This window comes from Micromonospora sp. ATLC16, assembly GCF_057196645.1.
Genome location: NZ_JBXUOW010000032.1, coordinates 28,670 through 54,399, shown reverse-complemented (window position 1 = coordinate 54,399; position 25,730 = coordinate 28,670). Strand labels below are relative to the sequence as shown.

General features: G+C 72.7%; 27 protein-coding genes. 10 read left to right on the top strand and 17 right to left on the bottom strand.

Annotation, left to right across the window (positions count from 1 at the left end):
• Positions 1-17 precede the first annotated feature (17 nt).
• From AC2CHE_RS15675 to AC2CHE_RS15660, 4 genes are read right to left on the bottom strand one after another with little or no spacing between them, the layout of a single operon-like run.
• A complete protein-coding gene (locus AC2CHE_RS15675; protein WP_484505617.1) occupies positions 18-806 on the bottom strand; it encodes a sirohydrochlorin chelatase in 789 nt (262 codons plus the stop codon).
• A complete protein-coding gene (locus AC2CHE_RS15670) occupies positions 788-1,552 on the bottom strand; it encodes a phosphoadenylyl-sulfate reductase (RefSeq protein WP_484505616.1) in 765 nt (254 codons plus the stop codon). The genes AC2CHE_RS15675 and AC2CHE_RS15670 overlap by 19 nt, the downstream gene beginning before the upstream one ends.
• Positions 1,549-1,710, bottom strand: coding sequence for a hypothetical protein (locus AC2CHE_RS15665; protein ID WP_484505615.1), 162 nt, complete (start codon positions 1,708-1,710; stop codon positions 1,549-1,551). The genes AC2CHE_RS15670 and AC2CHE_RS15665 overlap by 4 nt, the downstream gene beginning before the upstream one ends.
• Positions 1,707-3,398 carry a nitrite/sulfite reductase gene (locus AC2CHE_RS15660; RefSeq protein ID WP_484505614.1) on the bottom strand — a complete coding sequence of 564 codons (1,692 nt, stop codon included), beginning with the start codon at positions 3,396-3,398 and terminating at the stop codon, positions 1,707-1,709. Before AC2CHE_RS15660 ends, AC2CHE_RS15665 begins: the two co-directional genes overlap by 4 nt.
• A gap of 388 nt (positions 3,399-3,786) precedes the next feature.
• Between AC2CHE_RS15660 and AC2CHE_RS15655 the strand changes: the two genes are divergently transcribed.
• On the top strand, positions 3,787-5,292 hold the full coding sequence (locus AC2CHE_RS15655; protein WP_484505632.1) for a glycosyltransferase family 39 protein: 1,506 nt from the start codon (positions 3,787-3,789) through the stop codon (positions 5,290-5,292).
• A gap of 55 nt (positions 5,293-5,347) precedes the next feature.
• On the opposite strand, the gene AC2CHE_RS15650 is transcribed toward AC2CHE_RS15655, so the two are convergent.
• On the bottom strand, positions 5,348-6,895 hold the full coding sequence (locus AC2CHE_RS15650) for a sensor histidine kinase (protein WP_484505613.1): 1,548 nt from the start codon (positions 6,893-6,895) through the stop codon (positions 5,348-5,350).
• A gap of 25 nt (positions 6,896-6,920) precedes the next feature.
• The gene (locus AC2CHE_RS15645) at positions 6,921-7,952 is read right to left on the bottom strand and encodes an SIS domain-containing protein (RefSeq protein WP_484505631.1); all 1,032 of its coding nucleotides are present in this window, start codon (positions 7,950-7,952) and stop codon (positions 6,921-6,923) included.
• A 193-nt stretch (positions 7,953-8,145) separates the two neighbouring features.
• On the opposite strand from AC2CHE_RS15645, the gene AC2CHE_RS15640 reads away from it, so the two are divergent.
• Complete coding sequence (locus AC2CHE_RS15640; RefSeq protein WP_484505612.1) at positions 8,146-9,816, top strand: tetratricopeptide repeat protein; 1,671 nt, start codon at positions 8,146-8,148, stop codon at positions 9,814-9,816.
• Between the two features lie 14 nt (positions 9,817-9,830).
• Here AC2CHE_RS15640 and AC2CHE_RS15635 read toward each other — a convergent pair whose 3' ends face one another.
• Positions 9,831-11,417, bottom strand: coding sequence for an MDR family MFS transporter (locus AC2CHE_RS15635; RefSeq protein ID WP_484505611.1), 1,587 nt, complete (start codon positions 11,415-11,417; stop codon positions 9,831-9,833).
• 114 nt (positions 11,418-11,531) lie between these two features.
• On the opposite strand from AC2CHE_RS15635, the gene AC2CHE_RS15630 reads away from it, so the two are divergent.
• Entirely contained in the window at positions 11,532-12,110 is a 579-nt protein-coding gene (locus AC2CHE_RS15630; protein ID WP_484505610.1) for a TetR/AcrR family transcriptional regulator, read from the top strand.
• Positions 12,111-12,123: 13 nt separating this feature from the next.
• Here AC2CHE_RS15630 and AC2CHE_RS15625 read toward each other — a convergent pair whose 3' ends face one another.
• Positions 12,124-12,627, bottom strand: a complete 504-nt coding sequence (locus tag AC2CHE_RS15625; RefSeq protein WP_484505609.1) for a GNAT family N-acetyltransferase — start codon at positions 12,625-12,627, stop codon at positions 12,124-12,126.
• Positions 12,624-12,839 carry a biotin/lipoyl-binding carrier protein gene (locus AC2CHE_RS15620; protein ID WP_484505608.1) on the bottom strand — a complete coding sequence of 72 codons (216 nt, stop codon included), beginning with the start codon at positions 12,837-12,839 and terminating at the stop codon, positions 12,624-12,626. Before AC2CHE_RS15620 ends, AC2CHE_RS15625 begins: the two co-directional genes overlap by 4 nt.
• A gap of 199 nt (positions 12,840-13,038) precedes the next feature.
• Here AC2CHE_RS15620 and AC2CHE_RS15615 point away from each other — a divergent pair, with 199 nt between their 5' ends.
• Positions 13,039-13,113, top strand: a complete 75-nt coding sequence (locus tag AC2CHE_RS15615; RefSeq protein ID WP_370461611.1) for a 50S ribosomal protein bL37 — start codon at positions 13,039-13,041, stop codon at positions 13,111-13,113.
• Positions 13,114-13,194: 81 nt separating this feature from the next.
• Here AC2CHE_RS15615 and rsrA read toward each other — a convergent pair whose 3' ends face one another.
• The 5 genes from rsrA to AC2CHE_RS15590 all read right to left on the bottom strand — a co-directional run bounded on the left by rsrA (position 13,195) and on the right by AC2CHE_RS15590 (position 16,494).
• Positions 13,195-13,482, bottom strand: coding sequence for a mycothiol system anti-sigma-R factor (gene rsrA / locus AC2CHE_RS15610; RefSeq protein WP_484505607.1), 288 nt, complete (start codon positions 13,480-13,482; stop codon positions 13,195-13,197).
• 1 nt (position 13,483) lies between these two features.
• Complete coding sequence (locus AC2CHE_RS15605) at positions 13,484-14,296, bottom strand: sigma-70 family RNA polymerase sigma factor (protein WP_484505606.1); 813 nt, start codon at positions 14,294-14,296, stop codon at positions 13,484-13,486.
• Between the two features lie 247 nt (positions 14,297-14,543).
• Entirely contained in the window at positions 14,544-15,155 is a 612-nt protein-coding gene (locus AC2CHE_RS15600; RefSeq protein ID WP_484505605.1) for an alpha/beta hydrolase family protein, read from the bottom strand.
• Between the two features lie 40 nt (positions 15,156-15,195).
• Positions 15,196-15,588 (bottom strand): WhiB family transcriptional regulator, encoded by a 393-nt coding sequence (locus AC2CHE_RS15595; protein WP_484505604.1) that lies wholly within the window; start codon positions 15,586-15,588, stop codon positions 15,196-15,198.
• Between the two features lie 195 nt (positions 15,589-15,783).
• Entirely contained in the window at positions 15,784-16,494 is a 711-nt protein-coding gene (locus AC2CHE_RS15590) for an SOS response-associated peptidase (RefSeq protein ID WP_484505603.1), read from the bottom strand.
• A 102-nt stretch (positions 16,495-16,596) separates the two neighbouring features.
• Between AC2CHE_RS15590 and aroA the strand changes: the two genes are divergently transcribed.
• From aroA to AC2CHE_RS15570, 4 genes are all read left to right on the top strand, one after another.
• Positions 16,597-17,901, top strand: coding sequence for a 3-phosphoshikimate 1-carboxyvinyltransferase (gene aroA, locus AC2CHE_RS15585; RefSeq protein WP_484505602.1), 1,305 nt, complete (start codon positions 16,597-16,599; stop codon positions 17,899-17,901).
• Between the two features lie 18 nt (positions 17,902-17,919).
• Entirely contained in the window at positions 17,920-18,993 is a 1,074-nt protein-coding gene (gene rsgA / locus AC2CHE_RS15580) for a ribosome small subunit-dependent GTPase A (RefSeq protein WP_484505630.1), read from the top strand.
• Positions 18,994-19,087: 94 nt separating this feature from the next.
• Positions 19,088-19,900 carry a histidinol-phosphatase gene (gene hisN, locus AC2CHE_RS15575; RefSeq protein WP_484505601.1) on the top strand — a complete coding sequence of 271 codons (813 nt, stop codon included), beginning with the start codon at positions 19,088-19,090 and terminating at the stop codon, positions 19,898-19,900.
• Between the two features lie 49 nt (positions 19,901-19,949).
• Positions 19,950-20,894, top strand: a complete 945-nt coding sequence (locus AC2CHE_RS15570; protein ID WP_484505629.1) for a hypothetical protein — start codon at positions 19,950-19,952, stop codon at positions 20,892-20,894.
• On the opposite strand, the gene AC2CHE_RS15565 is transcribed toward AC2CHE_RS15570, so the two are convergent.
• Complete coding sequence (locus AC2CHE_RS15565) at positions 20,849-22,051, bottom strand: glycosyltransferase (protein ID WP_484505600.1); 1,203 nt, start codon at positions 22,049-22,051, stop codon at positions 20,849-20,851. The genes AC2CHE_RS15570 and AC2CHE_RS15565 overlap by 46 nt on opposite strands.
• A 135-nt stretch (positions 22,052-22,186) precedes the next feature.
• On the opposite strand from AC2CHE_RS15565, the gene AC2CHE_RS15560 reads away from it, so the two are divergent.
• Together AC2CHE_RS15560 and AC2CHE_RS15555 are read left to right on the top strand one after the other, a co-directional pair.
• A complete protein-coding gene (locus AC2CHE_RS15560) occupies positions 22,187-23,179 on the top strand; it encodes an SDR family oxidoreductase (RefSeq protein WP_484505599.1) in 993 nt (330 codons plus the stop codon).
• Between the two features lie 81 nt (positions 23,180-23,260).
• Positions 23,261-23,833 (top strand): DUF5709 domain-containing protein, encoded by a 573-nt coding sequence (locus AC2CHE_RS15555; protein ID WP_484505598.1) that lies wholly within the window; start codon positions 23,261-23,263, stop codon positions 23,831-23,833.
• An 18-nt stretch (positions 23,834-23,851) separates the two neighbouring features.
• Here the strand turns inward: AC2CHE_RS15555 and AC2CHE_RS15550 are convergent, their stop codons facing one another.
• Together AC2CHE_RS15550 and macS are read right to left on the bottom strand one after the other, a co-directional pair.
• Positions 23,852-24,514 (bottom strand): response regulator, encoded by a 663-nt coding sequence (locus AC2CHE_RS15550; RefSeq protein WP_484505597.1) that lies wholly within the window; start codon positions 24,512-24,514, stop codon positions 23,852-23,854.
• A complete protein-coding gene (gene macS, locus AC2CHE_RS15545) occupies positions 24,511-25,635 on the bottom strand; it encodes a MacS family sensor histidine kinase (RefSeq protein WP_484505596.1) in 1,125 nt (374 codons plus the stop codon). The genes AC2CHE_RS15550 and macS overlap by 4 nt, the downstream gene beginning before the upstream one ends.
• Between the last annotated feature and the right edge of the window lie 95 nt (positions 25,636-25,730).

The following is a 25,730-nucleotide window of genomic DNA, read 5'->3' as shown; positions in this document are numbered from 1 at the left end:
TTCGTCAATACGCAGAGTCAGGAGTGAGTCGACGCGGTGGTCACCCGGCGGAGTATCAGGTTCACCAAATCCGGTACGTCGGTCAGCGGGGATGCCACCGCGACCGCGCCGGCATCCCGGGCAGCCGCCGTCACCGCGTCGTGGAACAGCCCGGGGGCCAGGAAGTAAGCCGCCACGGCCACCCGTCGCGCGCCAGCCGCCCGAAGCCGGGTCACCGCCGCACCGGCACCCGGCGGTGCGGCCGAGGCGTACGACACCCGGGTCGGGATGTCCAGGGCCGCGCCCAGCGCGGCGGCCACCCGCCCGACGGATCCCCGCGCCGCGGCGTCACGGGTGCCCGCAGCGGCCAGCACCACGGCGTCGCACTCGCCCGGTCGCGCCTCGCCGAGCCGCCGCCGCAACCCGGCCAGCAGCGCCGGGTCCACCTCGCCCCGCACCGGCCCGAGCACGTCGGTGACCCGCACCTGGATCGGTGGGCCGGAGCGCTGGGCCGCCGCCACCGCCGCCGGGATGTCCACCCGACGGTGATAGGCGGCGGTCAGCAGCAGTGGCACCAGCACCGCCCGGGAGTACCCGGCCGCAACCAGCCCCCGCAGCGCCTCGGTGGGACCGGGCTCGGTGTGGTCGAGCCAGCTCGTCAGCACCGGCGTACCGGGGCGGGCGGCGGCGACCGCCCGGGCCAGAGCCCTGGTCGCCTCGGCCGCCCGGGGATCCCGACTGCCGTGCGCGACCAGCAGCAGCGGATCGTCACCCGACCGGGGCTCGCCGGTCGGGCCGACGACTCCGGTCAGACGTGCAGCCCGCACTCGGTCTTCTCGAACATCGCCCAGCGGCCCGCGCGTGAGTCCTCACCGGCACCGGTCCGCCGGGTGCACGGCCAGCAGCCGATCGAGCCGTAGCCGCGCCGGAACAGCTCGTTGACGGGCACGTTCCACCGGGCGATGTACGCGTCCACGTCCGCCTGCGTCCAGGCCGCGATCGGGTTGACCTTCACCTTGCCCCGACGCGCGTCGAAGGTGACCACCGGCGTGTTGGCGCGGGTCGGCGACTCGTCCCGGCGCAGGCCGGCGGCCCACGCGTCATAGTCGGTCAGCGCCCGCTCCAGCGGCTCCACCTTGCGCAGCTGGCAGCACTCGTCCGGAGACCTGTTGAACAGCCGCGGTCCGTACTCACCGTCCTGCTGACCCACGGTGAGCCGCGGCCGGATGGACCGGACGCGCACCGGGAGCGTACGGGCCACCTCGTCACGGACGGCGAGGGTCTCCGGGAAGTGCAGCCCGGTGTCAAGGAAGACCACGTCCACCCCGGGCGCCACCCGGGACACCAGGTGGGCGAGGACGGCGTCGGCCATCGAACTGGTCACGCAGAACCTGTCCCCGAAGGTCTCCGCCGCCCACCGAGCGATCTCCGTCGCGGGAGCGCCCTCCAGCTCCCGGCCAGCCCGTTCGGCCAGCGCCCGCAGTTCGTCCGGATCGCGTCGGGACGGATCGACGGTGGCCACGGCGGCGGTGCCGACCAGGCCCAGACCGGCGGCGGAGACCAGGGCGCTCACCGGTTCACCACCCGGGAGAGCAGGCCACTGAACCTGACCGTGAAGACCCGCGCGCAGGCGTGGCACTCCCACGCGCCGGGCCCGGTCTCACTCGGCCGCAGATCCTCCTCGCCGCAGTACGGGCAGTACAGCGGCACGGAACGAGTCTCACCACTCATCGCAGTTCCTCCTCGTCGACCCGAATCACCCAGTTGGCGAACGTCTCGCCCTCGGTCCGGCTGGCCAGGTAGCGAACGGCGAGCCGCTCGACGTACCCGGGCAGCTCCTCGGCGGTCGTTTTCAGGCCACGTAGCTTGCGCCCGAAGCCGGCCGTGCGGCCCTCGGCCATGCCCAGCCCACCGCCGAGATGCACCTGGAAGCCCTCCACCTGATGGCCGTCCGGCCCGGTCACCAACTGGCCCTTGAGGCCGATGTCGGCGACCTGGGTGCGGGCGCAGGCGTTGGGGCAGCCGTTGATGTGGATGGAGATGTCCGCGTCGAAGTCGCGCAGTCGTTGCTCCAGCCGGGCCACCAGTTCCTCGCCGCGTGCCTTGGTCTCGACGATGGCGAGCTTGCAGTACTCGATGCCGGTGCAGGCCATGGTGCCGCGCCGCCAGGCCGACGGCTGGGCCTCCAGGCCGATCTCACGCAGGCCCACGACCAGCGACTCCGTCCGCTCCGGCGGCACGTCGAGCACCAGCAGCTTCTGGTACGGAGTCAGGCGCACCCGCTCGCTGCCGTGCGCCTCGACGACGTCCGCGAGTTGGGCGAGCTGGGTCCCGGAAACCCGCCCGACCACCGGCGCGGCACCGACGTAGTCGCGGCCGTCCCGCTGCCGGTGCACGCCGATGTGGTCGATCGGCCGCTCCGGCAGCGCCGGGGCCGGGCCGTCGAGCAACGTCCGACCGAGGTACTCCTTCTCCAGCACCTCCCGGAACCTGGCCACGCCCCAGTCGGCTACCAGGAACTTCAGTCGGGCCCGGTGGCGCAGTCGTCGGTAGCCGTAGTCGCGGAAGATCCCCACCACGCCGGCCCAGACGTCGGGTACCTCGGACAGTGGCACCCAGACGCCGAGCCGCTGGGCCAGCATCGGGTTGGTGGACAGGCCCCCGCCGACCCACAGGTCGAAGCCCGGGCCGTGTTCCGGGTGATCGACACCGAGGAAGGCGATGTCGTTCGCCTCGTACGGGGTGTCCACCAGCCAGGAGATCGACGACTTGAACTTGCGCGGCAGGTTGGAGAACTGCTTGTCGCCGACGTACCGCTTGACGATCTCGTCGATGGCGGGGGTGGGATCGATCCGCTCGGCCTCGGACACCCCGGCCACCGGGCTGCCCAGCACGATCCGGGGACAGTCGCCGCACGCCTCGGTGGTCTGCAAGCCGACCGACTCCAGCCGCCGCCAGATCTCCGGCATGTCCTCCACCCGGATCCAGTGGTACTGGATGTTCTGCCGGTCGGTGATGTCCGCGGTGTCCCGGGCGAACTCCCGGGAGATCTCGGCGATCGTCCGCAGCTGGGTCAGGTCGAGCTGGCCGCCGTCGACGCGTACCCGCAGCATGAAGAACTCGTCTTCCAGCTCGTGCGGCTCCAGCACGGCGGTACGGCCGCCGTCGATGCCCGCCTTCCGCTGGGTGTACAGGCCCCACCACCGGAATCGGCCACGCAGATCCTGCGGGTCGATGGAGGCAAATCCCCGGTGGGCGTAGATGTTCTCGATGCGGGCCCGGACGTTCAGCGGATCGTCGTCCTTCTTGATCCGCTCGTTGGGGTTGAGCGGCTCCCGGTGCCCGAGCGCCCACTGGCCCTCACCACGGGGGCGCCGGGGCGCCCGCGGCGGGCGGGCCGGAATCTCGCTGACTGCCATCGCGGCGTCCTCCGTTGTCTGCTGCGCCTCGGTGGGGCTGAGCGCGCGACGACCGGTTCCCGGAGGGACCGTGGACAGCGATGTCTCTGCACGGCCGGCGCGCTGCGTGCCCGAGGCAGGGATGGTCGGGCGTCGTCAGTGAGCCGGACAGATGGCGCTGCGCACGCGACCGTAATCGACGTGGCGTCGAGCCACGAAGCGGCGCACGACAGCGGCAGTCATGGACGTCATGCTGCCACACCGCGGGCGGGGCGGCCAATGGTCAGTTGCGGGATCCCACATCACGGGCGGTCGCTGCCGGCTCCCCCGAGCGTCACCGTGTGGCAGGCTCGGCAACGTGGGTCATTTGTCCGATAGGTCGATCCCGGTGGTCGGGATCGGCGTCCGGCTGAGCGGCGCACGGCTGCGCTCCGTACCGGTATGGCTGGCACCTGCGACGGTCACCCTGCTGGTCACGCTGGTGGGGCTGGACGCCGCCCAGCCCTGGCGTGACGAGTTGGCAACCTGGAGCGCCGCCACCAGGGGACTGGACGGACTGTTCCGGCTGGCCGGCACGATCGACGCCGCCACCGGCCCCTACTACCTGTTCATGCACGCCTGGTTGGCCTCGGCCGGCGACTCGGTGGCCGCACTGCGCCTGCCCTCCGCCCTGGCCATGGCCGCGACCGCCGGTCTGACCGCCGTACTCGGGCACCGGCTGTGGGACACCCGCGTCGGCACCCTCGCCGGCCTGCTGTTCGCGGTGCTGCCCGGCACCTCCCGATACGGGCAGGAGGCGCGGCCGTACGCCCTGGTCAGCGCGCTCGCCGTGCTGAGCACGCTGCTGCTGGTCGACGCGCTGCGACGGCGCACCCGGCGGCGCTGGATCGGCTACGCGGCGGCGACCACCGCCCTCGGGCTCACCCACCTGGTGGCCCTCACCCTGCTCGCCGCCCACGCGGTCGCCGTGCTCACCAGGACCGTCCGCGCCGATCCCGCCGCTGACGCCGACGCCGAGGGCCGGAGTGACCGGCCGAGCGACAGCGGGAAACGGCAGTCGCCAGCACCCGGCCGGGTGGTCGGGTACTGGTTGGCCGCCCTGGTGCCGGTGGCGGTGGCGGTGGTGCCGCTGGCCCTGATGGCCGGCGGACAGCGGGGCCGGCAGCTCGACTGGGTGGACGCCGCCCGTCCCGGAGACCTGGCGGCCGTGGCAGGTGGGGTGGCGCAGAGCGGCGTGGTCGGCGGTGTGCTGGTCGGACTGGCCGCGCTCGGCGCGGCCCGGGCCGGCCGTCGGGCGCTGCTGCCGCTGAGTTGCGTCCTGACACCGGTGCTGCTGCTGTTCCTGGCCGGGCTGGTCGTCCCTCTCTGGGTGCCCCGCTACCTCGTCTTCGTGGTGCCCTTCGGTTGCCTGCTGGCGGGCGCGGCACTCGCCTCCGCCCGGTTACCCGCCGCGCTGGCGGTGGTGGTTCTGGCCGGCCTGCTCGGCCTACCCGAGCAGGCGGCCCTGCGCCGTACCCACGAGTGGCCACGCACCGCGACGGTGGACTACCGGGCCACGGCCGGGATCATCGCGGCAAGCCGGCGTCCCGGCGACGCGGTGGTCTACTCGCCCCGGGACAGCTGGCTCTTCCTCGACCTCGGCCTGCGCTATCACCTGGGCGATCGAGTCCCACGGGACGCGCTGCTGGCCGAGGGGCAGGAACGCCGGGGTGACCTGTGGGCCGCCGAATGCGACCGCCCGGCGGAGTGCCTGGCCGGAGCCGACCGGGTCTGGCTGGTGTTGGCCGGGCGGTCATCCGATCCCCTCGCCGCCGTGCCGGGCGCCAAGGGGAACGCGCTACGCGACCGCTTCACGGTGGCCGAGGTCTGGCCGCGTTCCGGCCTCACCCTCGCCCTGCTGACCCGACACGGCTGACCGTCGGCGCGGCCCACTGGTCCGGTCGCCCGGAATGATCGGAGCGGGCAAGAGGTCACCCTCCGGACCGGCCCTCGGGGGCGCTGCGCGCCAGCGGAAGGGCCAGAAACGCCTCGGTGCCGCCGGCCGCGCCGGGGCGCAACTCGATGGTGCCACGCAGTTCCCCGGTGACCAGCGCCCGGACGATCTGCAACCCGAGCTTGGCGGCGCCCTCGGCTTCGAACCCCGCCGGCAGGCCCCGGCCGTTGTCCGCGACGGTGACATGCAGCATCCGGCGGAGCCGGTGCGCCGAGACCACCACCTCGGGCTTCGCCGGCCCGACGGTCACCGGAGCATCGTCACCGGCCGGCGGGAAGCCGTGTTCGACGGCGTTGAGCAGCAGCTCGTTGAGCACCATCACCAGTGAGGTGGCGATCTCGGCCGGCAGCACGCCGAAGGTGCCCGTACGGCGCATCGCGACGCTCACCTCGGTCGCCGCCACCTCGGTGGCCGCGTTGGCCACCCGGTCGACGATCCCGTCGAACTCCACCGCCTCGTCGCTGGACATGGCGAGGGTCTCGTGCACCAGGGCGATCGACGCCACCCGGCGTACGGACTCCTCCAGGGCGACCCGCGCCTCCGGCATGGACACCCGGCGGGCCTGGAGGCGCAGCAGCGCCGCGACCGTCTGCAGGTTGTTCTTCACCCGATGGTGGATCTCCCGGATGGTGGCGTCCTTGGTGATCAGCGCGCGGTCACGTCGGCGTACCTCGGTGATGTCGCGGACCAGCACCAGCGCGCCGATCGGCACACCGGCGGGCATCAGTGGCAGGGCCCGGGTGAGCATGGTCGCCCCCCGCGCGTCGATCTCCCGCCGCGGCAGCCCCTCGCCGCGCAACGCGGCGAGGATGCCGTTCGCGGCGTCCGTACCCTCCAAAGGATCACCGGCCAGCCGCCGGTGCAGCGCCGCGAGGTCCTCACCGACCAGGAGCGAGGCGTGACCGAGGCGACGGTACGCCGACTGGGCGTTGGGGCTGGCGTAGGTGACCTTGCCACCGGCGTCCAACCGCACCAGCCCGTCACCGACCCGCGGCGCCGAGGTGGTCTCGCCCGGATGCCGGGGCGGCGGAAAGGTACCGTCGGCGATCATCTGCGCCAGGTCGTCGGCGGTGGTCAGGTAGTTCAACTCCAACTGGCTGGGGGTACGCGCGGTGGAGAGGTTGGTGTCCCGGCCCACCACGGCGATCACCTCGCCGGATTCGCCGTCGGCCGTGCGTAGTCGGACCGGGATCGCCTCGTGCCGGGCGGGCACGTCGCCGTACCAGACCGGGTCGCCCTCCCGCCAGATACGCCCCTGCCCGTAGGCGACCTCCAGGTGCGCCACCTCCGGGCCGCCGACGATCCGTCCCACCTGGTCGTCCTGGTACGCGGTGGGCGCGGTGGTCGGGCGGACCTGGGCCACGCAGAGGAAGCTGCCCTCGCCGTCCACCGGAACCCAGAGCAGCAGGTCGGCGAAGGAGAGGTCGGACAGCAACTGCCAGTCACCGGCGATGCGGTGCAGGTGGTCGATGTCGACCCGGCGCAGGCGGGTGTGCTCCTCGGCGAGATCGCGCAGCGTTGACACGCCGACCAGCGTGCCACGCCGACCGTCACATCGTCGCGGTGACCTTCTTCAAGCCGCGCGGCGCGTCCGGGTCCTCGCCCCGGGTCAGGGCGAGCGCCAGCGCCAGCCGCTGCAACGGCAGGATGTCCAGCAGCGGGGCGTACCGCTCGTCGACCTCGGGCACGGCGAGGCGGGTGGCGCCGTCGATCTCCGCGGAGCCGACCACCACCACGTCGGCGCGGCGCTCACCGAGCCGGGGCAGCACCTCGCCCATCGACCGCCCGCCCGGCCCCGAGCCGACCACCGCCAGCACCGGCACGTCCGGATCGGTCATGGCCAGCGGCCCGTGCAGCAGGTCGGCGCCGGAGAACGCCAACGCCGGCAGGTAGGACGTCTCCATCAGCTTCAGCGCCGCCTCCCGGGCGGTCGGGTACGCGTATCCCCGGCCGGTGGTGACGATCTGGGCGGCGAAGCGGTAACGCGGCGCGAGCTGAGCCGCAACGGGGTCGGTGAGGGTGCGGGCGGCCAGCTCGGGCAGGTCGGCCAACGCCCGGCGCTCCTCGGCGGGCAGCACGCCGTCACCGGCCCGGATCCCCTCCACCAGCACCAGCAGGGCGAGCAACTCGGCCGTGTAGGTCTTGGTGGCGGCCACCGCCCGTTCATGTCCCGCCGCGATGTCCACGGAGAGTTCCGCGGTCGTCGCCAGCGGGGAGTCCGGGGCGTTGGTGACAGCGAGGGTGAGGGCACCGGAGTCGCGGGCGGCCCGGAGCACCTCCGTCAGGTCGGGAGATCCGCCGCTCTGACTGACCCCGACGACCAGGGCGTCGGAGAGGTCCGGCCGGGCGCCGAAGAGGGTGACCACGCTCGGCGAGGCCAGACCAGCCGGCAGGCCGAGGCGGATCTCGCTGAGGTAGGCGCCGTAGAGCGCGGCGTGGTCCGAGGTGCCCCGTGCGGTGAAAACCACGTGCCGGGGGCGGCGCTCGGCGACGGCTGCGGCCACCCGGGCGATGGCGGTGGCGTGCTCGGTGGAGAGCAACCGCTCGTAACCGGCCGGCTGCTCGTCGATGTCGGCGGCCATGCCGCTACCTGGGCGCGTCACGGAACTCCTCCCCTGCGCATTATCCGCGCGATTGCTGCTCAGTCTTGCACCTTTGTGCCATTACAAGCAATAAAACGAGCAGGAGTACGCATTGGATCACCAAAACTGGATCTCGTCCCCTACGCTGACCCGACCTCACCGCGCAGTCGGTACCAACGAGCGAGAGGACCACGTGGCCGAGGGAACGGACGATCGGGCGCTGCCGGCGACGGAGGAGCTGATCCTGGCCCGACGGGCCCTGGATTCCGGCGAGCTGTCGCACGCCGCCGACCACGTCGCGGCGGCGCTGGCCCGGGCACCGACACTGCCCGAGGTCCACGAGATCCTCGCCCGGCTGGCCGCCGCCAGCGGCGACGGCGGGGTCGACCTGTTCCCGCTGCAGCACCACACCTTCGTCGGCGCCGTGGTTGCCCGGGCACACCTGCTCGCCGCGGCCGGCCGCCCGGCCGACGGCCTTGATCTGCTGGTCGCCGCCACCGCGCACGCACCCGACGCGGACTGGGCGGGCGTCCCCTGGGTGACCTCGCCCGAGTTGGCCGAGCGTCTCGGACCCGAGCAGGCGGCCCGGGTACTGATGCAGGTCTGCGCCGCCGTTCCCGACCCCGTTCCGCCGCCGAACCGCAGCGCCCTGGCGCCGTACCTCACGCTGGCCCGCAACGCGATCACCGTTCACCCGGAGCACGCGCTGCTGCTGGGCACGGCGTCCGCGCTAGCCCGGCGGGTGGAGGAGATTCCGCTCGCGGTCCGCTGGGCCAGCCGGGGAGTACGCGCGGCGCCGTCGAAGATCGGCGAGGTGTGGCTCGGGTACGCGCTGCGCAGCGCCGGCCGGACCCGGGAGGCGCTTGCCGCGCTACGCCGCGCCGTCGAGCACGACCCGGACGACCTGGCGGTATACGCCGACATCGCCGGCACCCTGGCCGACCACGGCCGGCTGGAGGCGGCGCTGGTCTGGATCGAGCGTGCCCTGGCCCGCAACCCGTCCTTCGACTGCGCGGTGCACACCGCGCACCGCCTGCGGTTCCTACGCGACGGTACGGTGCGTCACCTGGTGGCGCTGGCGGACTTCATCCGCGATCATCCGGACGACTCGCACGAGCACGGCGACCTGGCCGAATGCTGTCGCGGCCGCCCCTGGCTGGGTCAGCTGACCCCGGTGGCCCCGGCCAGCGGGACGAGCGGGCAAACCGGCACCGGGCACGACAGATCGCAGCCGCCGCCGCGCCCCACGCCACCGCCGCCGTCGGCGGAGGCCGCCCGCCGGCTACGGGAACTCGCCCACCCGGCCTGGCCGCATCCACCGGCGGCCTACGACGCGGCTGTCGGCCTGGCCACGCTCGATCTGGCCGACCTGCTCGGCCTGCTGGCCCATCCGCCGGAGACCCCGCAGACCGCGCTGGGGCGGGTGCTCTCCGGTCAGGACCCGGCACTGTGGTTGCGCTGCGTGCAGGTCTGGACCTGCCTCGGGCTGCTGCATCACCGCACCGACGAGCCGTGGGCTGGTTCCACCCGGCGGCGGGTGTTGGTGGAGTTGGCGCGCGAGGTGCCAGAGGTCGCCGAGGCGGCCCTGTTCGCCCTGGTGACCGCCGCCTGGGTCGATCCGTTGGTCCGCCGGGACGTGGCCGAACTGGTCGCGGAGCGACTGGCGGCGGCCCGGCACCATCAGCTGCCCAATGCGGCCTCCCTGGCACACCTGGCGTTGGCCACGCCGGACCTCGACCCGGAGACCACCGCCACCGCCCGGACGCTGGCCGGGGTGACCGCCGGCCAGCGTCGCGGTGCGCTGCGTGCCTTGCTGCGTCGTCTCCTGCCCCCGTGGCGGACTCGCCCGCGCGGCACGCCTTGAGCGTGCCTGGGGCCTCAGACGGCCGGTGACCGAGCCAGCTCGGTCTCGGCCTGCTCCTGCCCGCTGCTGTCCGGCTCCGGCTCGTTGCTCGTACGCAACGGGATCTCGCGGATGAACCAGGCCAGGACCGGTACCACGACGGCGAAGAGCACCGCCCAGAGGAACACGTGCGAGATCGCGTCGGCGAGCCCACCGAGCACCACCTCGCGGGCCTGCGCCGGCAGTTCCCGCAGCTGTTCGATGTTCACCGCCGCGCCAGCCTCACCGCCACCGCTGAACGCGTCGCCGGCGGCCGAGCCGGCCAGCCGGTTGGCGAAGATGGCGCCGAACAACGAGATGCCGAACGACCCACCGATGGACCGGAAGAAGGTGGCCGCTCCGCTGGCCGCCCCCAGGTCCTTCTGGCCGACGCTGTTCTGCGCGATCAGCATGGAGGTCTGCATGAGGAAGCCCATGCCGGCACCGAGCACGAGCATGTAGAGCGACGAGAAGAACCTGCTGGTGTCCACGTCGAGCAGGCTCAGCAGGGCGAGCCCGACCGTCATCACCCCGCCGCCGATGATCGGGAAGATCCGGTACCGGCCGGTCCGGGTGATCGCCCGGCCGGCGACCAGCGATACCAGCAGCATGCCGAACATCAACGGCAGCAGCAGCAGGCCGGAGTTGGTGGCCGACGCGCCCTGCACGGTCTGCTGGTAGAGCGGCAGGAAGTTGATCGCGCCGAACATCGCGAAGCCGAGCAGGAAGCCGATCATCGAGATGAGGGCGAAGTTCCGGTTGGCGAAGAGCCGCAGCGGCAGGATCGGCTCGGAGACCCGACGCTCGACGAACCCGAACACCACCAGCGCCGCCGCGGCCAGTACGGCGAGGCCGAAGATCTGCGGGGAGGCCCAGGCATACTCGTTGCCGCCCCAGGTGGTGATCAACACGATCCCGGTGATGCCGACCGACAGCAGGGCGGCGCCGAGCCAGTCGATGCGGTGCTCGGTGCGGTATTTGGGCAGGTGCATGGTGGCGATCAGCAGCACCAGCGCCACACCGCCCAGTGGCAGGTTGACGTAGAACGCCCAGCGCCAGGAGAGGTGATCGGTGATGAAGCCGCCGACCAGCGGGCCGGCGACCATCGCGATCGCCATGATCCCGGCGATCATGCCCTGGTAGCGGCCGCGCTCGCGGGGCGGCACCAGATCACCGATGATCGCCATGACGCCCACCATCAGGCCACCGGCGCCCAGACCCTGGACGGCCCGGAAGGCAATCAACTGGACCATGCCGTCGTCGGCGCCGCCGAGGAATCCCGAGCCGGCCATGCCGCACAGCGCGGAGCCGACGAGGAAGATCACCACAGCGGTGAGGAAGACCGTCTTACGGCCGTACAGGTCGCCGAGCTTGCCCCAGATCGGGGTGGAGACGGTGGTACCCAGCACGTACGCGGTCACCACCCAGGTGAAGTGGTTGAGCCCGCCGAACTCGCCCACGATGCGCGGCAGCGCGGTGCTGACGATCATGTTGTCGAGCATCGCCAGCATGATGGCGATCATCAGACCAAAGAGCACGACCCGGACATTGGGTCGCACGGCAGCCTGGTTCTGCTGGGCCATCGGTAAGCTCTCCCCCCGAGATGCGGCACACTTACTTGCCGTCCGGCTAGTTACCTTACTAGCCGGACGGTAAGTTGGACAGGCAAAGACGGTCAACCGGATTGGCAGGTACGGGTGAGTCAGAGCACCGGCGGCACCCGCGAGCGGATCAAGGCCGTGGCGCTGGAGCTCTTCACCGAGCAGGGCTACGAGGCGACGTCCCTGCGCGAGGTGGCCGAGCGACTCGGGGTGACCAAGGCCGCGCTCTACTACCACTTCAAGAGCAAGGACGAGATCGTCTCCAGCGTGGTGAAGGATCGACTGGAGCGGATGGATGCCCTGATCTCGTGGGCCGAGAGCCAGCCGGCCACGCTGGCCACCCGCAGAGCCGTCATCGAGCGGTACGCCGACGCCATGTTCAGTGGCGAGCAGCCGTCGGTGATGCGGTTCTTCGAGCAGAACCAGACCGCGCTGAAGAGTCTCTCCGCCGGCCGGGAGCTGCGCTGCCGGATGTTCCGGTTGGCCACCGCGCTCTGCCAGGGCGACGACTCCCCCGGCGCCCAGCTCCGTGCCGTGCTGGCCCTGTTCGCCGTGCACGGCAGCTGGTTCGCCGTACGCCTGCCGGACATCACCGACGCCGAGCGTAAGCGGGTGGCCCTGGAGGTCGCCGACGAACTGCTCGCCGCGATCGCCGCACCGCCCAGCCGCCCGTGAGCCGCGTCCCCGGCTAGCCGAGCGGTAGCCGCAGGGCGAGCAGGTTCACGCCGGGAAACGGGCTCCAGTCCCGCTCGGGCCGGCGGACGAAGCCACGCCTGCGGTAGAGCCGATGCGCCGGCTCGGCGAGGCCCTCGCGCACGCAGATGGTCAACGCGGTGCAGCCCAGCTCGATCGCCCGTGCGACACACGCCTCGACCAGTGCGGCGCCGGCGCCCCGCCCCTGCGCGCTCGGGTCCACCGCCAGCATCCGGAACTCCGCCTCCCCCGGGCCGCACATCTCGGCGTACCGGGTGCCGGGCAACACGAAGGTGACCGAGCCGAGCAGTTGACCGGTCGCCGGCTCCACGGCCACCAGCACGTCACCGTGCTCCGCCCGGGAAGGTACGTCGGCCAGCACGTCCGCATAGCCGCTCTCGCCCTTCAGCTGCCCGTCCGCCTCGTACGCGGCGACGGTGAGTCGGGCGACCGCGGCGACATCGGCGGTCTCGATCAGGCGGATCAGCAGGTCACTCAATCGATCACCGCAATCAGGTCACCGTCCTGCACCAGGTCGCCCTCGTTCACCGCGAGCCGCTGCACGACACCGCCGGACTCGGCGATCACCGGGATCTCCATCTTCATCGACTCCAGGATCACCAGGGTGTCCCCCTCGGACACGGTGTCCCCGGCCGACGCGACGACCTTCCAGACGTTCGCCACCATCTCGGCGCGGATCTCCTCGGCCATCTCCCGGCCCCTTCCTCGCGGCTCCTGTGACGCATCCAATCATGAGCGGGCGGCCGGTGGGCACGGTGCGGCCCCGGGAGCAGCCCGCCCGCACCGCCGGCACTAGCATCAACGGGTCGGGATCCGACGCCGGCAAGGGCGCCAGCGCCCGCTGACGGGGTCGTACCCAGCCCGATCCGGCCATCACGAGGAGGTCACCATGGCGAAGAAGGCCCGTAAGAAGAAGGCCCGTAAGAAGAGCGCCGCGAACCACGGCAAGCGCCCCAACTCCTGAGCGGGCGGGCGGCTGCCCGCCGCGATCGGACGACGGACATCACGGTGCCCGGGTCGGAATCGACCCGGGCACCGGCGCTTGTCAGTCGGCCAGTTCGCGCGACTCGCTGGTCTCGAAGACGACGAGCTCGGTGATCCGCACCCGCAGCCGTTCGCGCAGCTCGTCCGGCGCGGCCTCGTTGCCGCAGCAGCGGGCCACCAGCGCCTTGACCTCCTGCTCGATGCCGTACTCGCGCAGGCAGGGACCACACTCGTCGAGATGGTGCCGGATCAGCGTCCGCCGTTCCTCCGCGCACTCCAGGTCGAGGTAGAGGTGGACCTCGGCGAGCACCTCACGGCAGTCCGTCTCGTGCGGATCTCCACAGCTCACGTCACACCTCCCGGCCGGTGGCGGTCGAACTCCGGGCCGGCTGGGCCGCGGAGAAACCCCGCTCCGCGGCGTACCCCTCAAGCAGCTTGCGCAGATTACGACGCCCACGGTGCAACCGCGACATCACCGTGCCGATCGGCGTGCCCATGATGTCGGCGACCTCCTTGTAGGAGAAGCCCTCGACATCGGTGAGGTAGACCGCCAGCCGGAACTCCTCCGGCAACTGCTGGAGGGCCTCCTTGACGTCGCTGTCCGGCAGCCGGTCCAGCGCCTCGGTCTCGGCGGACCGCAGCCCGCTGGAGGTGTGCGACTCCGCCTCGGCCAGCTGCCAGTCGGTGATCTCGTCGGTGGGCGCCTGCACCGGTTGGCGCTGCCGCTTGCGGTACGAGTTGATGTAGGTGTTGGTCAGGATCCGGTAGAGCCAGGCCTTCAGGTTCGTGCCCTGCTCGAACTGGTGGAAGGCGGCGTACGCCTTCAGGTAGGTCTCCTGAACCAGATCCTCGGCATCCGCCGGGTTACGCGTCATCCGCAGGCCGGCCGCGTACAGCTGATCGACGAATGGCATCGCGTCCCGTTCGAACCGGGTCCTGCGCTCGTCCGTCTTCTCCGTGGTCAACCGCACATCCCCTCGGGTTGGATGCTTTCCCGCCGAGGATACGCGCACCAGCCTTCCGGAAGATTCGGTTCCGACGGGTGTGCCCGTCGCCACCTCGACCGGTGGCACCACCGCCGGCCACTTCGGGCCGGCCAGCAGTTGCCTGAGCTGCCGTGCCTCCCGCTCGTCGTGTTTCCGGCTCCGGATCTCGGTCGGCACCGGTCACCCCCTCGCACAGTGGTTGTCCGAGGTGTTCAACACGCGCCATGGGGCGGGACATTCCGGCCCGGCCCGGGCGTTCCTGGTCCCCGCCCCGGCGGTGCGACCGTGGTTGGGACCAGGAAGGGCCTGGGAGCCCGGTGTCGCCGCCCGGACGGGCACAGGGACACCATCGGGTGCAACGAAGCGGCGCGGCCGACGGACACGGCACCCGGGGCACGGTGGTCCGGCCACCGCCCGACCGCCGTCAGGGTGTGGCCCAGCCGTGCTCGCGCAGCCAGCCCAGCGCCAGGGCGGCCGTGCCGACCGGGTCGCCCCGCAGGTCGTGCCGTTCCCCCGGCCGGACCACCACCCGTATCCCCGGGCCCGGTTCCGGCACACCGAACGGATCCCGGTCCCCGTTCACCACCAGGGTCGGCACGTCGGTCACCAGCTCACCGGCCCGACTCCGCTCCGGTCGACCGGGCGGGTGCAGCGGGAAGGCGAGTGCCACCACCCCGGCAGCGCCCACCGCGGTCGCCGTCCGGCAGGCCACCCGCGCGCCGCTGGAGCGGCCACCGACCACCAGCGGTACGCCCGGATGCCGCCGCCGCAGCACCGTCAGCACGGCGGACCACGCCTCGTCGAGCTGCCCGGCCGGGGCGGGCGCGCGGCGGCCGGCGACCCGGTACGGCTGGGTCACCCGCACCACCACCAGCCCGGCGGTGAGCGCCGCGTCGCGCAGGGCGACCAGATCCGGGGCGTCGACGTCGCCGCCGGCCCCGTGCCCCAGCACCAGCAGGGCTCGGGCCGGGCCGGACGGTTGATCGGTGTCGACCCGAGCGGCGCCGCGTGGGGTGTCGAGGACGTCGTGTGGCACCGCCCCATTGAACCCGCCGCGACGGACCGGGCACCGTCGATCAGCTCAACGGCACCAGGGTGAGCAGCCGGTCGCGTACCGGCGGACCCGGTTCACCGGCGGCCTCGGGATCGGGTTGCACCTCGCCGCGCCAGGCGACCAGCATCGCCCGCCGCTCCCGCGGGATGGTGCCACCCCAGACCCCGTGACAGTCGCCGACCTCCAGCGCCCACGCCAGGCAGGAGCCCTGCACGTCGCAGCTGCGGCACAGGGCCACCGCCGCGTCGGCCGGCTCGTTCGGCGCCGGAAAGAACGTTTCCGGGTCGACGTTCTGACAGGTGCCTCTGGTACGCCAGGCTTCGTCCTGTCGCCGCTCACGCAACGCCCGCAACAGTCGCGGATCACGTCGCGCGGCGGCCACCTCGTGCGGACGGGGCATACGCGCCCGTGTCATCCACCCACCTCCCCCGTGGGACCAGCAATATCGGTGGGCATCGTTCACCCAACGCGAACGACACCCACCACCGGCGCTGTGTTCTATCGCATTTGCGCACACCGGGACAAGACTTCGCCGGGAAGTTGGCAGAACGTACGCGTCACCTTTCACCCGCAACCGCAGCAAATCACTCCCGACAATGCGCCGGGCGGATCAGAAGAGCGTCATCTCCGTCGGCTCGGCGGGAGGGGTCAGCGGCACCCGGGCGGTCAGCCCCGGACCGTCGTTACGCACATCACCCACGGCCTGGCCCACCGGCCGCACCTCCAACCGGGCCAGCCAGTCCATCGGCGGCGGTACGAGCAGCTCGGCCCGGTCCTCGTCGCCGCCCAGCCAGGTCGCCCAGCGCTCGGGCGGCAGCAGCAGGGGCATCCGGTCGTGCACCTCGGCCAGTTCGCCGAGCGCCGCGGTGGTCAGCACGCTGAAGGTCAGCAGCGTCGCGTCCGGGCCGTCCCAGCGCGACCAGATGCCGGCGAAGGCGAGCACCGAGCCGTCGCGTGGGGTCATGTAGTACGGCTGTTTCGTGCCGCCGGCCAACCGCACCCACTCGTACCAGCCGTCGGCCGGAACCAGGCACCGACGGCGGGCGAAGGCCGGAGCGTACGCCCGGCTGGTGGCGACCGTCTCGACCCGCGCGTTGATCATGCGGGCCGCACCGGCGGGCGAACGGGACCACGGTGGCACCAGACCCCAGCGACCCAACGAGAGCGTCCGGTGCCCCTCGGCGCTGACCCGGACCAGCGGCACCGGATCGGTCGGCGCCACGTTGTGGTCGGCGACCAGCCCGTCACCGGTCTCGTCGACGGCCCCGAAAAGGCCGCTCAGGTCACCGGCGCTCCTGGTCGTGGCGTACCTACCGCACATGTCGCTCACGCTAGCGCGCGGTACGCCGAGCGGCTGTCCCGATCCCCGGGAGTGGCCGGTCACCGTAGCGGCCACCGGGCCACGGCACGGCAGAATGTATCCGTGGGGAATGTGACCGCGACCCGGCCGCTACAGCCGTGGACCGCACCGACGGCCAGTGACCCGGTGTCGGCGTCACTGCGCCTGCCCGGCTCCAAGTCGATGACCAACCGGGCTCTGGTGCTGAGCGCGTTGGCCGCCGGGCCCTCGACCCTGGCCCTGCCGTTACGTGCCCGGGACACCGAGCTGATGGCCGCCGCGCTGCGGGCGATGGGTGCCCACGTCTCGATCGCCGACGACGACCGCTGGCTGGTTCGGCCGCACCGGTTGTTCGGCCCGGCCCAGGTCGACGTGGGGCTCGCCGGCACGATCATGCGCTTCGTGCCACCGGTGGCGGGGCTGGCCGACGGGCAGGTCACCCTCGACGGTGACCCGCACGCCCGCACCCGCCCGCTCGGCCCGCTGATCGAGGCGCTGCGTTCGCTCGGCGTACGCGTCGACACCCCCGCCACAGGCAGCCTGCCACTGGTGGTGCTGGGCACCGGCCGGGTGACCGGCGGCGAGGTCGTGATCGACGCCTCGGCCTCCAGCCAACTGGTCTCCGGCCTGCTGCTCGCCGCCCCACGCTTCGATCGAGGGCTGGTGGTCCGGCACGTCGGGCCGCCGGTGCCCTCCGCACCGCACCTACGGATGACCGTGCAGATGCTGCGCGCCGCCGGCGCCGCGGTCGACGACAGCACCCCCGACGTCTGGGCGGTCGAGCCCGGGCCACTGACCGGTCGCAGCTGGGAGATCGAGCCGGATCTCTCCGGCGCGGTGCCGTTCTTCGCCGCCGCCCTGGTCACCGGCGGCGAGGTGACCCTGCGCGGCTGGCCGGCGCGGGGCAGCGCCCAGCCGGTGGAGCGGCTGCGCTCGCTGTTGCAGCAGACGGGGGCGGAGGTCGCGCTCACCACCGAGGGGTTGACGGTGCGCGGCACCGGCGCGGTGCAGGGTTTGCACGCCGACCTGTCCGACGTCAGCGAACTGACCCCGGCGCTGACCGCGCTGGCCATGCTCGCCGACTCGCCCTCGGTGTTCACCGGGGTCAGCCACATCCGGGGCCACGAGACGGACCGGCTGGCCGCGCTGAACCGGGAGTTCACCGGGCTCGGCGCGGACATCACCGAGTCGGCCGACGGCCTGGAGATCCGGCCCCGGCCGCTGCACGGCGGAGTGTTCCGCACCTACCACGATCATCGGATGGCGCACGCGGCGGCGGTGGCCGGGCTGGTGGTGCCGGGCATCGAGCTGGACGACGTGTCGTGCACCTCGAAGACCATGCCCGAGTTCCCGGCGCTATGGTCGGCACTGGTGACCGGTAAGAGCTGAGCGGAAGAAGGGGCGGCCCTGGCGACCAGGCGGCGGGAGTACGACGAGGACGACGTCCGGGTCCGGCCCGGCAGGCCCTCCCGCCCGCGTACCCGGACCCGACCCCGACACGCCGACGCCAAGGACGGTTTCGTCATCGCGGTGGACCGTGGGCGGTACACCTGCGTCCTGCCCGGTGCCGGCCCGGACGATCCCACCGTCACCGCGATGCGCGCCCGCGAGTTGGGCCGTAAGTCGGTCGTGGTCGGCGACCGGGTCGGGCTGGTCGGCGACACCTCCGGTTCGTCCGGCGCGCTGGCCCGCATCGTGCGGATCGAAGCACGCCGGTCCGTGCTGCGGCGCACCGCCGAGGACGACGCCAGCACCGCCGAGGGGCGGCTGGAACGGGTCGTCGTCGCCAACGCCGACCAGCTCGTGATCGTCAGCGCGCTGGCCGACCCGCCGCCGCGTACCGGCTTCATCGACCGGTGCCTGGTCGCCGCGTACGACGCGGACATCGAACCGCTGCTCTGCCTGACCAAGGCCGACCTGGCTGGGCCGGAGAAGGTGCTCGACTACTACACCGAACTCGAACTGCCGTACCTGCTCATCCGGCCGGACTCCCCGCTGGACGTGCTGCGCAGCCTGTTGACCGGCCGGGTCTCGGTGCTCGTCGGTCACTCCGGGGTGGGCAAGTCGACGCTTGTCAACCGCCTGGTGCCGGAGGCCGAACGGGCGGTCGGCACGGTCAGTGCGATCGGCCGGGGACGGCACACCTCGACCAGCGCGGTGGCGTTGCGGCTGCCCGCGCCACCCGACGCGCAACCTGATCCGGGCTGGATCGTGGACACCCCGGGGGTACGCAGTTTCGGGCTTGCCCACGTCTCGGCAGAGAGCCTGCTGCACGGCTTTCCGGATCTGGTGGAAGCCACCGCCGACTGCCCGGCGAACTGCCCACACACGGCCGACGAGGCCGACTGCGCACTCGACGGCTGGGTGGCGGCAGGGCGGGCCGACCCACGCCGGCTGGCCTCGTACCGCCGGCTGCTGGCCTCCCGGGCCGGGGAGACCGACTCACGGACCGAGCCCGACCCGCCCGGGCGGCCGAAGTGACCCGGCGGTCGACGTGCCGCCGTCGCGGCGCGCCGACGGATCGCCGCCCGGCCCCTGGCGATGGCCCGGTGCCGGCGTCGCTACCGTGTCCGGCATGACCGGGTACGCCGCTGACCTGACCCTCGCCCACCGGCTCGCCGACGCCGCCGACGCCCTGTCGACGGCCCGGTTCCGTGCCCTGGATCTGAGGGTCGAGTCGAAGCCCGACCTGACCCCGGTCTCCGACGCGGACACCGCCGTGGAACGGGAGATCCGCGCCCTGCTTGCCGAGCACCGGCCCGACGACGGGCTGCTCGGCGAGGAATACGGCGCGACACCCGCCGCCGGCAGCCGCCAGTGGGTGGTGGACCCGATCGACGGCACCAAGAACTTCGTCCGGGGCGTACCGATCTGGGCCACGCTGATCGCCCTGCTGGAGGACGGCCGCCCAGTCGCCGGGCTGGTCTCCGCGCCGGCCCTGGGGCGCCGCTGGTGGGCGGCGCAGGGCACCGGGGCGTACGCGGGCCCGGACGCCGCCCACGGAACGCGCATCCGGGCTTCCGCAGTGAACCGGTTGGCCGACGCCAGCCTCTGCTACTCCTCCCTGGAGGGCTGGGAGGAGACCGGCCGCCTCGACGCGGTGCTGCAACTGATGCGGGACACCTGGCGCAGCCGGGCCTACGGCGACTTCTACGGTTACATGCTGTTGGCCGAGGGCGCGCTGGACGTGATGATCGAGCCCGAGTTGTCCCTCTGGGACGTGGCCGCACTGGTACCCATCGTGACCGAAGCGGGCGGCACGATCACCGATCTGGCCGGCCGTCCGGCTCCGGCTGGCGGCGACAACAGCACCCTGGCCAGCAACGGGGCGCTGCACGCCGACGTCCTTCGCCGGCTCGGTGGCCCGCCGCGCATTGACGCCCGGTAACCTCTATCCTCGCCAGGTGGCTACCTCCGGTTGGTGTTTCCTGGCGGCGATGATCGTCGCGTACGGCGTCGCCAACCTGTTGCAGTCGGTGGCCGCCGCCCGCACCACTGTGCATCACACCTTCGATCCCGGGTTGCTGCTGCGCCTGGCCGGACACCGCACCTACCTGGTCGGGCTGGCCTGCCAGGTCGCCGGTTTCGTCCTGGCCTTCCTGTCCCGGCGGGACCTGCCGCTGTTCCTGGTGCAGGCGAGCGTGGCCGCCGGGCTTGGCGTCACCGCCCTGCTCGGCGTGGTCCTGCTGAAGTGGCGGCTGCCGGTGGCCGAGGTCGCGCTGCTGGTGCTGCTCTTCGCCGGGATCACCGCGCTGGTGCTCGCCGCCCGGCCGGCGCCGTCGAAGGCCCTCGGCACCGCAGGCATGGTCGCCCTGCTGGTGGCCCTGGCGGTGATCGCGGTGCTGGGCTTCTTCGCGGTCCGGTTGCACGGCGCGCCGGGATCGGTGGCGCTCGGCTCACTGGCCGGGCTGGCCTTCTCCGCCGCCGCGGTGGCGGCCCGCCCGCTGGCCTCCGCGTCGAGTTGGGACGCGTTTCTCGGTGACCCGCTGCTCTACCTGCTCGTCGGCCATTCCGTGGTCGGCCAGTTGCTGCTCGGGCTGGCGATGCAACGCGGTTCCACCACGGCCGCGGTGGCCGCCATGGACGCGGCCGGCGCGGTGCCCGCCGCCACCGTCGGGTTGCTGCTGCTCGACGACAAGATCTGGCCGGGCCGGGAGTGGCTCGCCGGGATCGGGTTCCTGGTCACCCTCGCCTCCGTCGTCGGGCTCACCCGGTACGCGGAGCCGCAGCATCAGCACGCTGTCACCCGGGCGGTGGTGGGTGTTCCACCGCCGCTCGTGACGCCGTCCACGGCGCGCGTCGCCGGCCCGGCCGGCGTCATCGCTGATCCGCTTCCTCAGGCCGCCTCGACCGGCTTGCGCCGGCCCACCACCCGCTCGTAGAGCCGTTCCAGCGCACTGGCCGTGCGTTCCCAGGTGTAGCTGCACCGCACCCGGTCGACCGCGGCGTGCCCGTACGCGAAGCGGCCGGCGTTGTCGGCGAGCAGCCGACGTAGTGTCATCCCGAGGGTGCGTACGTCACCCGGCGGCACCAGCTTGCCGGTCACCTCGTCGACCACGGCGTCGGCGATGCCACCCATGGCGTAGCCCACCACCGGGACGCCGCAGGCCATCGCCTCCAGCGACACCCGCCCCGCCGAGGAGTAGTGCGGGGTGCAGGCCACCACGTCGGCCGAGCGGTACCAGGTGGCCATCTGCTCGTGCGGCACCGCGCCGACCAGGTGCACCTGCTCACCAACCCCGACCCGGTCGGCCAGTTCCCGCAGCCGCCGGGCCTCGGCGTGGTTCGCCAGTCGGTCCGTCGACGGCCCACCGGCGATCACCAGCTCCGCGTCACCGACCAGGCGCATCGCCCGGATCAGATCCTCCTGGCCGTGGCCCCGCCCGAGCCCGCCCACCGAAAGTATCCGGGGACGCTGCTCGCGCGGGGCGGCCTCACCATCGGGATGGAAGCGCTCGGTGTCGACCCCGGTCGGAACCATCGCGACAGACGTGCGTTGCAGGCCCAACCGGGTCAACTCGTCGACCTCGTCGTTGCACTGGGCGATTGCGATGTCCACCGCCCGGGTCAGCGCCCGCTCCAGCGGGATGCGGGTGACCGGGCCGTCGTACTGGGTGCCGAGATGACGCAGCTGTTCCATGCCGATCGAGTGGAACGTCTGCACCATCGGAATGTCGGTCTTACGCACCGCGTGCGCGGCGGCCAGGCCCCCGATCCAGTAGTGGCCGTGCACCACCTCGGGAGCCCAGTCGGCGGACCACCGGTCGGCCAGCCACTGGCCGAACGCCGCCACGTAGGGCACCAGTTCGGCCGTGGGGATCGGCGCGACCGGGCCCACCGGCGCCCGCTCCACACGGTAGCCGTCCACGACGTCGGTCTCCGTCGCCTCGGGGTCGTCCCGACGGGTGTAGACCCGCACGTCGTGACCCCGCCCGGCCAGTTCGGCCGCGACCCGTGCGATGTGCTGGTAGGTGCCGACGACGGTTCCGTCGCCGGACGGCGGCGCAGCCGCGTGGGCACAGACAAGGCCAACGCGCATGGGTCACCTCCGTGCGGATGAGGCGGTGGTCTCCGGTCAGAGCGTCCCATTAACCGGCCTCCGAAGAGCCGAAACCTCGCAGATCCGGGGCACGCTCGGCGGCATGAGCCGGACACCACGGGGTACCGACGAGGAATGTCCCTCGCCCGAAACCTGGCCGACGCCATCATTGTCATCACCGGTGCGTCCAGCGGCATCGGCACCGCGACCGCGTACGCCCTGGCCCGGCACGGCAGCACCGTGGTGCTCGCCGCGCGCTCGGAGCCGGCCCTGCGCGAGGTGGCCCGGCACTGCCGTGGGCTGGGCGGTCGCACCCTCGTGGTGCCCACCGACGTGACGGACGCGGACGCGATGCGACGGCTCGCCGCGACCGCGGTGGCGGAGTTCGGCCGGATCGACGCCTGGGTCAACAACGCCGCGGTCGGCACCATCGGGTTGTTCGACGAGATCCCGGTGGCCGAGTTCCGCCGGGTGCTGGACGTCAACCTGCTCGGCACGGCGAACGGGATCCGGGCCGCGCTGCCACACCTCAGTGCGGCCGGCGGCGGTGTCGTGATCAACAACGCCTCGCTGCTGGCCGAGGTGGCGATGCCGTACCAGTCGCCGTACAACACCGCCAAACACGCAGTCCGGGGACTGTCCGACACGGTTCGCCAGGAGCTACGGGTCACCGGCCGGGGGTCCGTCTCGATCTGCACCGTGCTGCCGGCCACCATCGACACGCCGTTCTTCCGGCACGCCGCCAATCACAGCGGCCGGCAGGTTCTTCCGCCGCCGCCGGTCTATCCGCCGGAGGTGGTCGCGAAGACGATCGTCCGGCTGCTGAAGCGGCCCCGCCGGGAGGCGTACGCCGGCGGAGCCGCTCGCCTGGTCGGCATGCAGTGGCGGCTGGTGCCGGCTCTGGCCGAACGGGTCCTCGGCTGGTACGGCCGGTACACCCAGTTCGGGCCGCCGCCAACGGCCGACACCAGCGGGAACGTCTTCCAGGCCGATGCCGCGGCGGCCACGGACGGCGGCTGGCACGGCCGACGTCGCCAACTGGTCCGGATCTCCGCCGCGTTCGGGCTGGCCGCCGCCGGTACCGCCGTCGGCACGGTCGCCGCGTTGGCCCGCCGGAGCAACCGCTGAACGCCGCCGGGACACGCGCCGGCCGACCAACCGCCCCGCCGGGACCGGTTACGGCGGGAGGGCAGCGGGTAGTGGTGGGTCATGCGCGACGACGAGTACCCGACCCCCGTGTCCGATCCCGAAGCCGACGGTCTGCCCGACACCGCCGACGACGATTCGACGGCCGGGGACGACGTGCTGACCGGACGGGAAGCGGACGGCCCGGCACCCGCTCAGCTGCCCGGTGACCGGACGCCGGTGGCGGTCGACGAGTTCGGCACCACCGCCGAGGAGCAGCTCGACGGCGAGTCGTTGGACTACAAGCTGAGCCGGGAACGGTTCGAGCTGCCGGTCAACGATCCGCTGGCCGGACCGGTCGACCCGGACATCGCGGCCGAGGCGGACAGCCGGGAGCAGGCGGCGCAGGCTCAGCTCGACGCCGACGTGATCGATCCCGGCCCCACCTCCGACCCGAAGTCCCCGGTCTCGCTCTATGACCACGACCGGTTGGGGACCAGCGCGGACGCCACCGTCGGCCGGCTGGTCGAGCCGGACGAAGGGGCGCACACCGACCAGGAGACCGATTCGATCGCGTACGACGCGGGGGCCGCCGGCGGCGGTGCGAGCGCCGAGGAACTGGCCGTGCACGAGACCCGGCCGCCGCACTCGGTCTGATCCGAACGGCGCCGCCGCTCAGTCGTCCAGGCCGCGCTCGATCGCGTACCGGGTCAGCTCCACCCGATTGTGCAACTGGAGCTTGCCGAGCGTGTTCTGCACGTGGTTCTGCACCGTACGGTGCGACAGCCCGAGCCGCTCGGCGATCTGCCGGTACGACATCCCCTTGGCCACCAGACGCAGCACCTCGGTCTCCCGGTCGGTGAGCCGGGGTGCCGCGTCCCGGGCACCGGCCGCCGCGTGATCTCCGCTCGTGGCCAGTCGGCGGTACTCGCCGAGGACCAGTCCGGCCAGCCCGGGTGTGAACACCGGATCGCCCGCCGCGGTGCGCCGCACCGCCTCCAGAAACTCCGCCAGCCCGGCGGATTTGAGCAGGTAGCCGGTGGCGCCGGCCTTCACCGCGTCGAGCACGCCCTGCTGCTCGCCGCTGGCCGAGAGCATGAGTACCCGCACTCCCGGGTGTGCCGTCCGCAGTCCCTGGATCACCTCGACGCCGGAGATGTCCGGTAGTTGCAGGTCGAGCACCACCACGTCGGGACGGGCCGCGGCGACCACCCGGATCGCCTGGCGACCCTCGCCGCAGCTGGCCACCACCTGGTGTCCCGCCTCGGCCAGGTCGCGGGCCACCCCTTCCCGCCACATCGGGTGATCGTCGACGACCATCACGCGTGCGCCGCTCATGGCTGCCTCCTCGGCACGGTCAGTTCCACCTCGGTGCCGGCACCCGGTGTCGAGCTGATCCGGGCGGTGCCGCCCAGGTCGGCCAGCCGGCCCCGGATGGCCTGGGCGATACCCAGCCGTCCCTGGGCCGCCGCATCGTTCAGCCGCTCGGGCGGAAAACCCGGCCCCTCGTCCCGAATCGACACGGTCACCACCGACTCCTCGTCCTCGACCAGCACCCAGGCTCGACCGCCGCCGTGCCGGGCCGCGTTGTCCAGCGCCGCGGCGACGGCCGCCGTCAGTTCGCGGGCCACCGCCGGGGGCAGCGGCACCGGGCCCGCCGGTGCGGACAACGACACGGTGGCCGAGGCGTGCCGGCCGAGCAGGGTACGCAGGTCCACCGGTGCGTCGGCGGCACCGGCCGGCACCGGTCCGGCACCGGAGATCAGCGACCGCAACGCCACCTCCTGCTCGCCGGCCAGCCGGGCCAACTCGCCCGCCTCCCCGTCGAGGCTGGCGCCCCGCCGCTGCACCAGGGCGAGCACCTGGAGCACCGAGTCGTGGATGTCCCGGGCCAGCCGTTCCCGCTCCCGGGTGGCGGCCTCCAACTCGACCGCCCGGTGCAGCCGCTCCCCGGCGGTCACCGTCAGCCGCGCGACGTGCCCCACCACCACGCCGGCGAGCAGCATCAGGATCGCTCCGTTGAACGCGCTCGGGGTGACGATGCCCCGGGTCGCCAGATCGGCCGCGCCGAGCACGAGTGCCGCGACCGCGCCGCGCCGCCGCCCGCCGGAGACGGCCCAGGCCAGCACCGGGCCGCTCAGCCAGGCCACGGGGAGGGTCGGCAGCCCCGCGTCGAGCGCCGGCCGGCCCATCGCCCACGGGGTGGCCAGCAGGATCGCCACCACCACCGCCAGATCGGCCAGGAGCAGTGGCCAGCCACGCCGCGCCGGGTCCGCGTACCCGATCGCGGTGACGGCGGTCCAGAGCACCATGAACAGCACCAGCGCCGTCGCGGCGAGGGGGTGGGCGTAGCGGTCAGAGTCGCGGATCAACACCACGCAGACGTACGCCAGGGAGGCCACCCGGAATACCGCGACGGCCCGCCAGAGCGGCACCTCGAAACCACCGGCAGCAGGCACGTGCGCCACGATGTCACAGGTCCTCGGGGCCGTCTGCGAACGATGCACCTCGAACAACACTGACGTACGGTGGTAAAAGCCGCGAAAAACTCTGC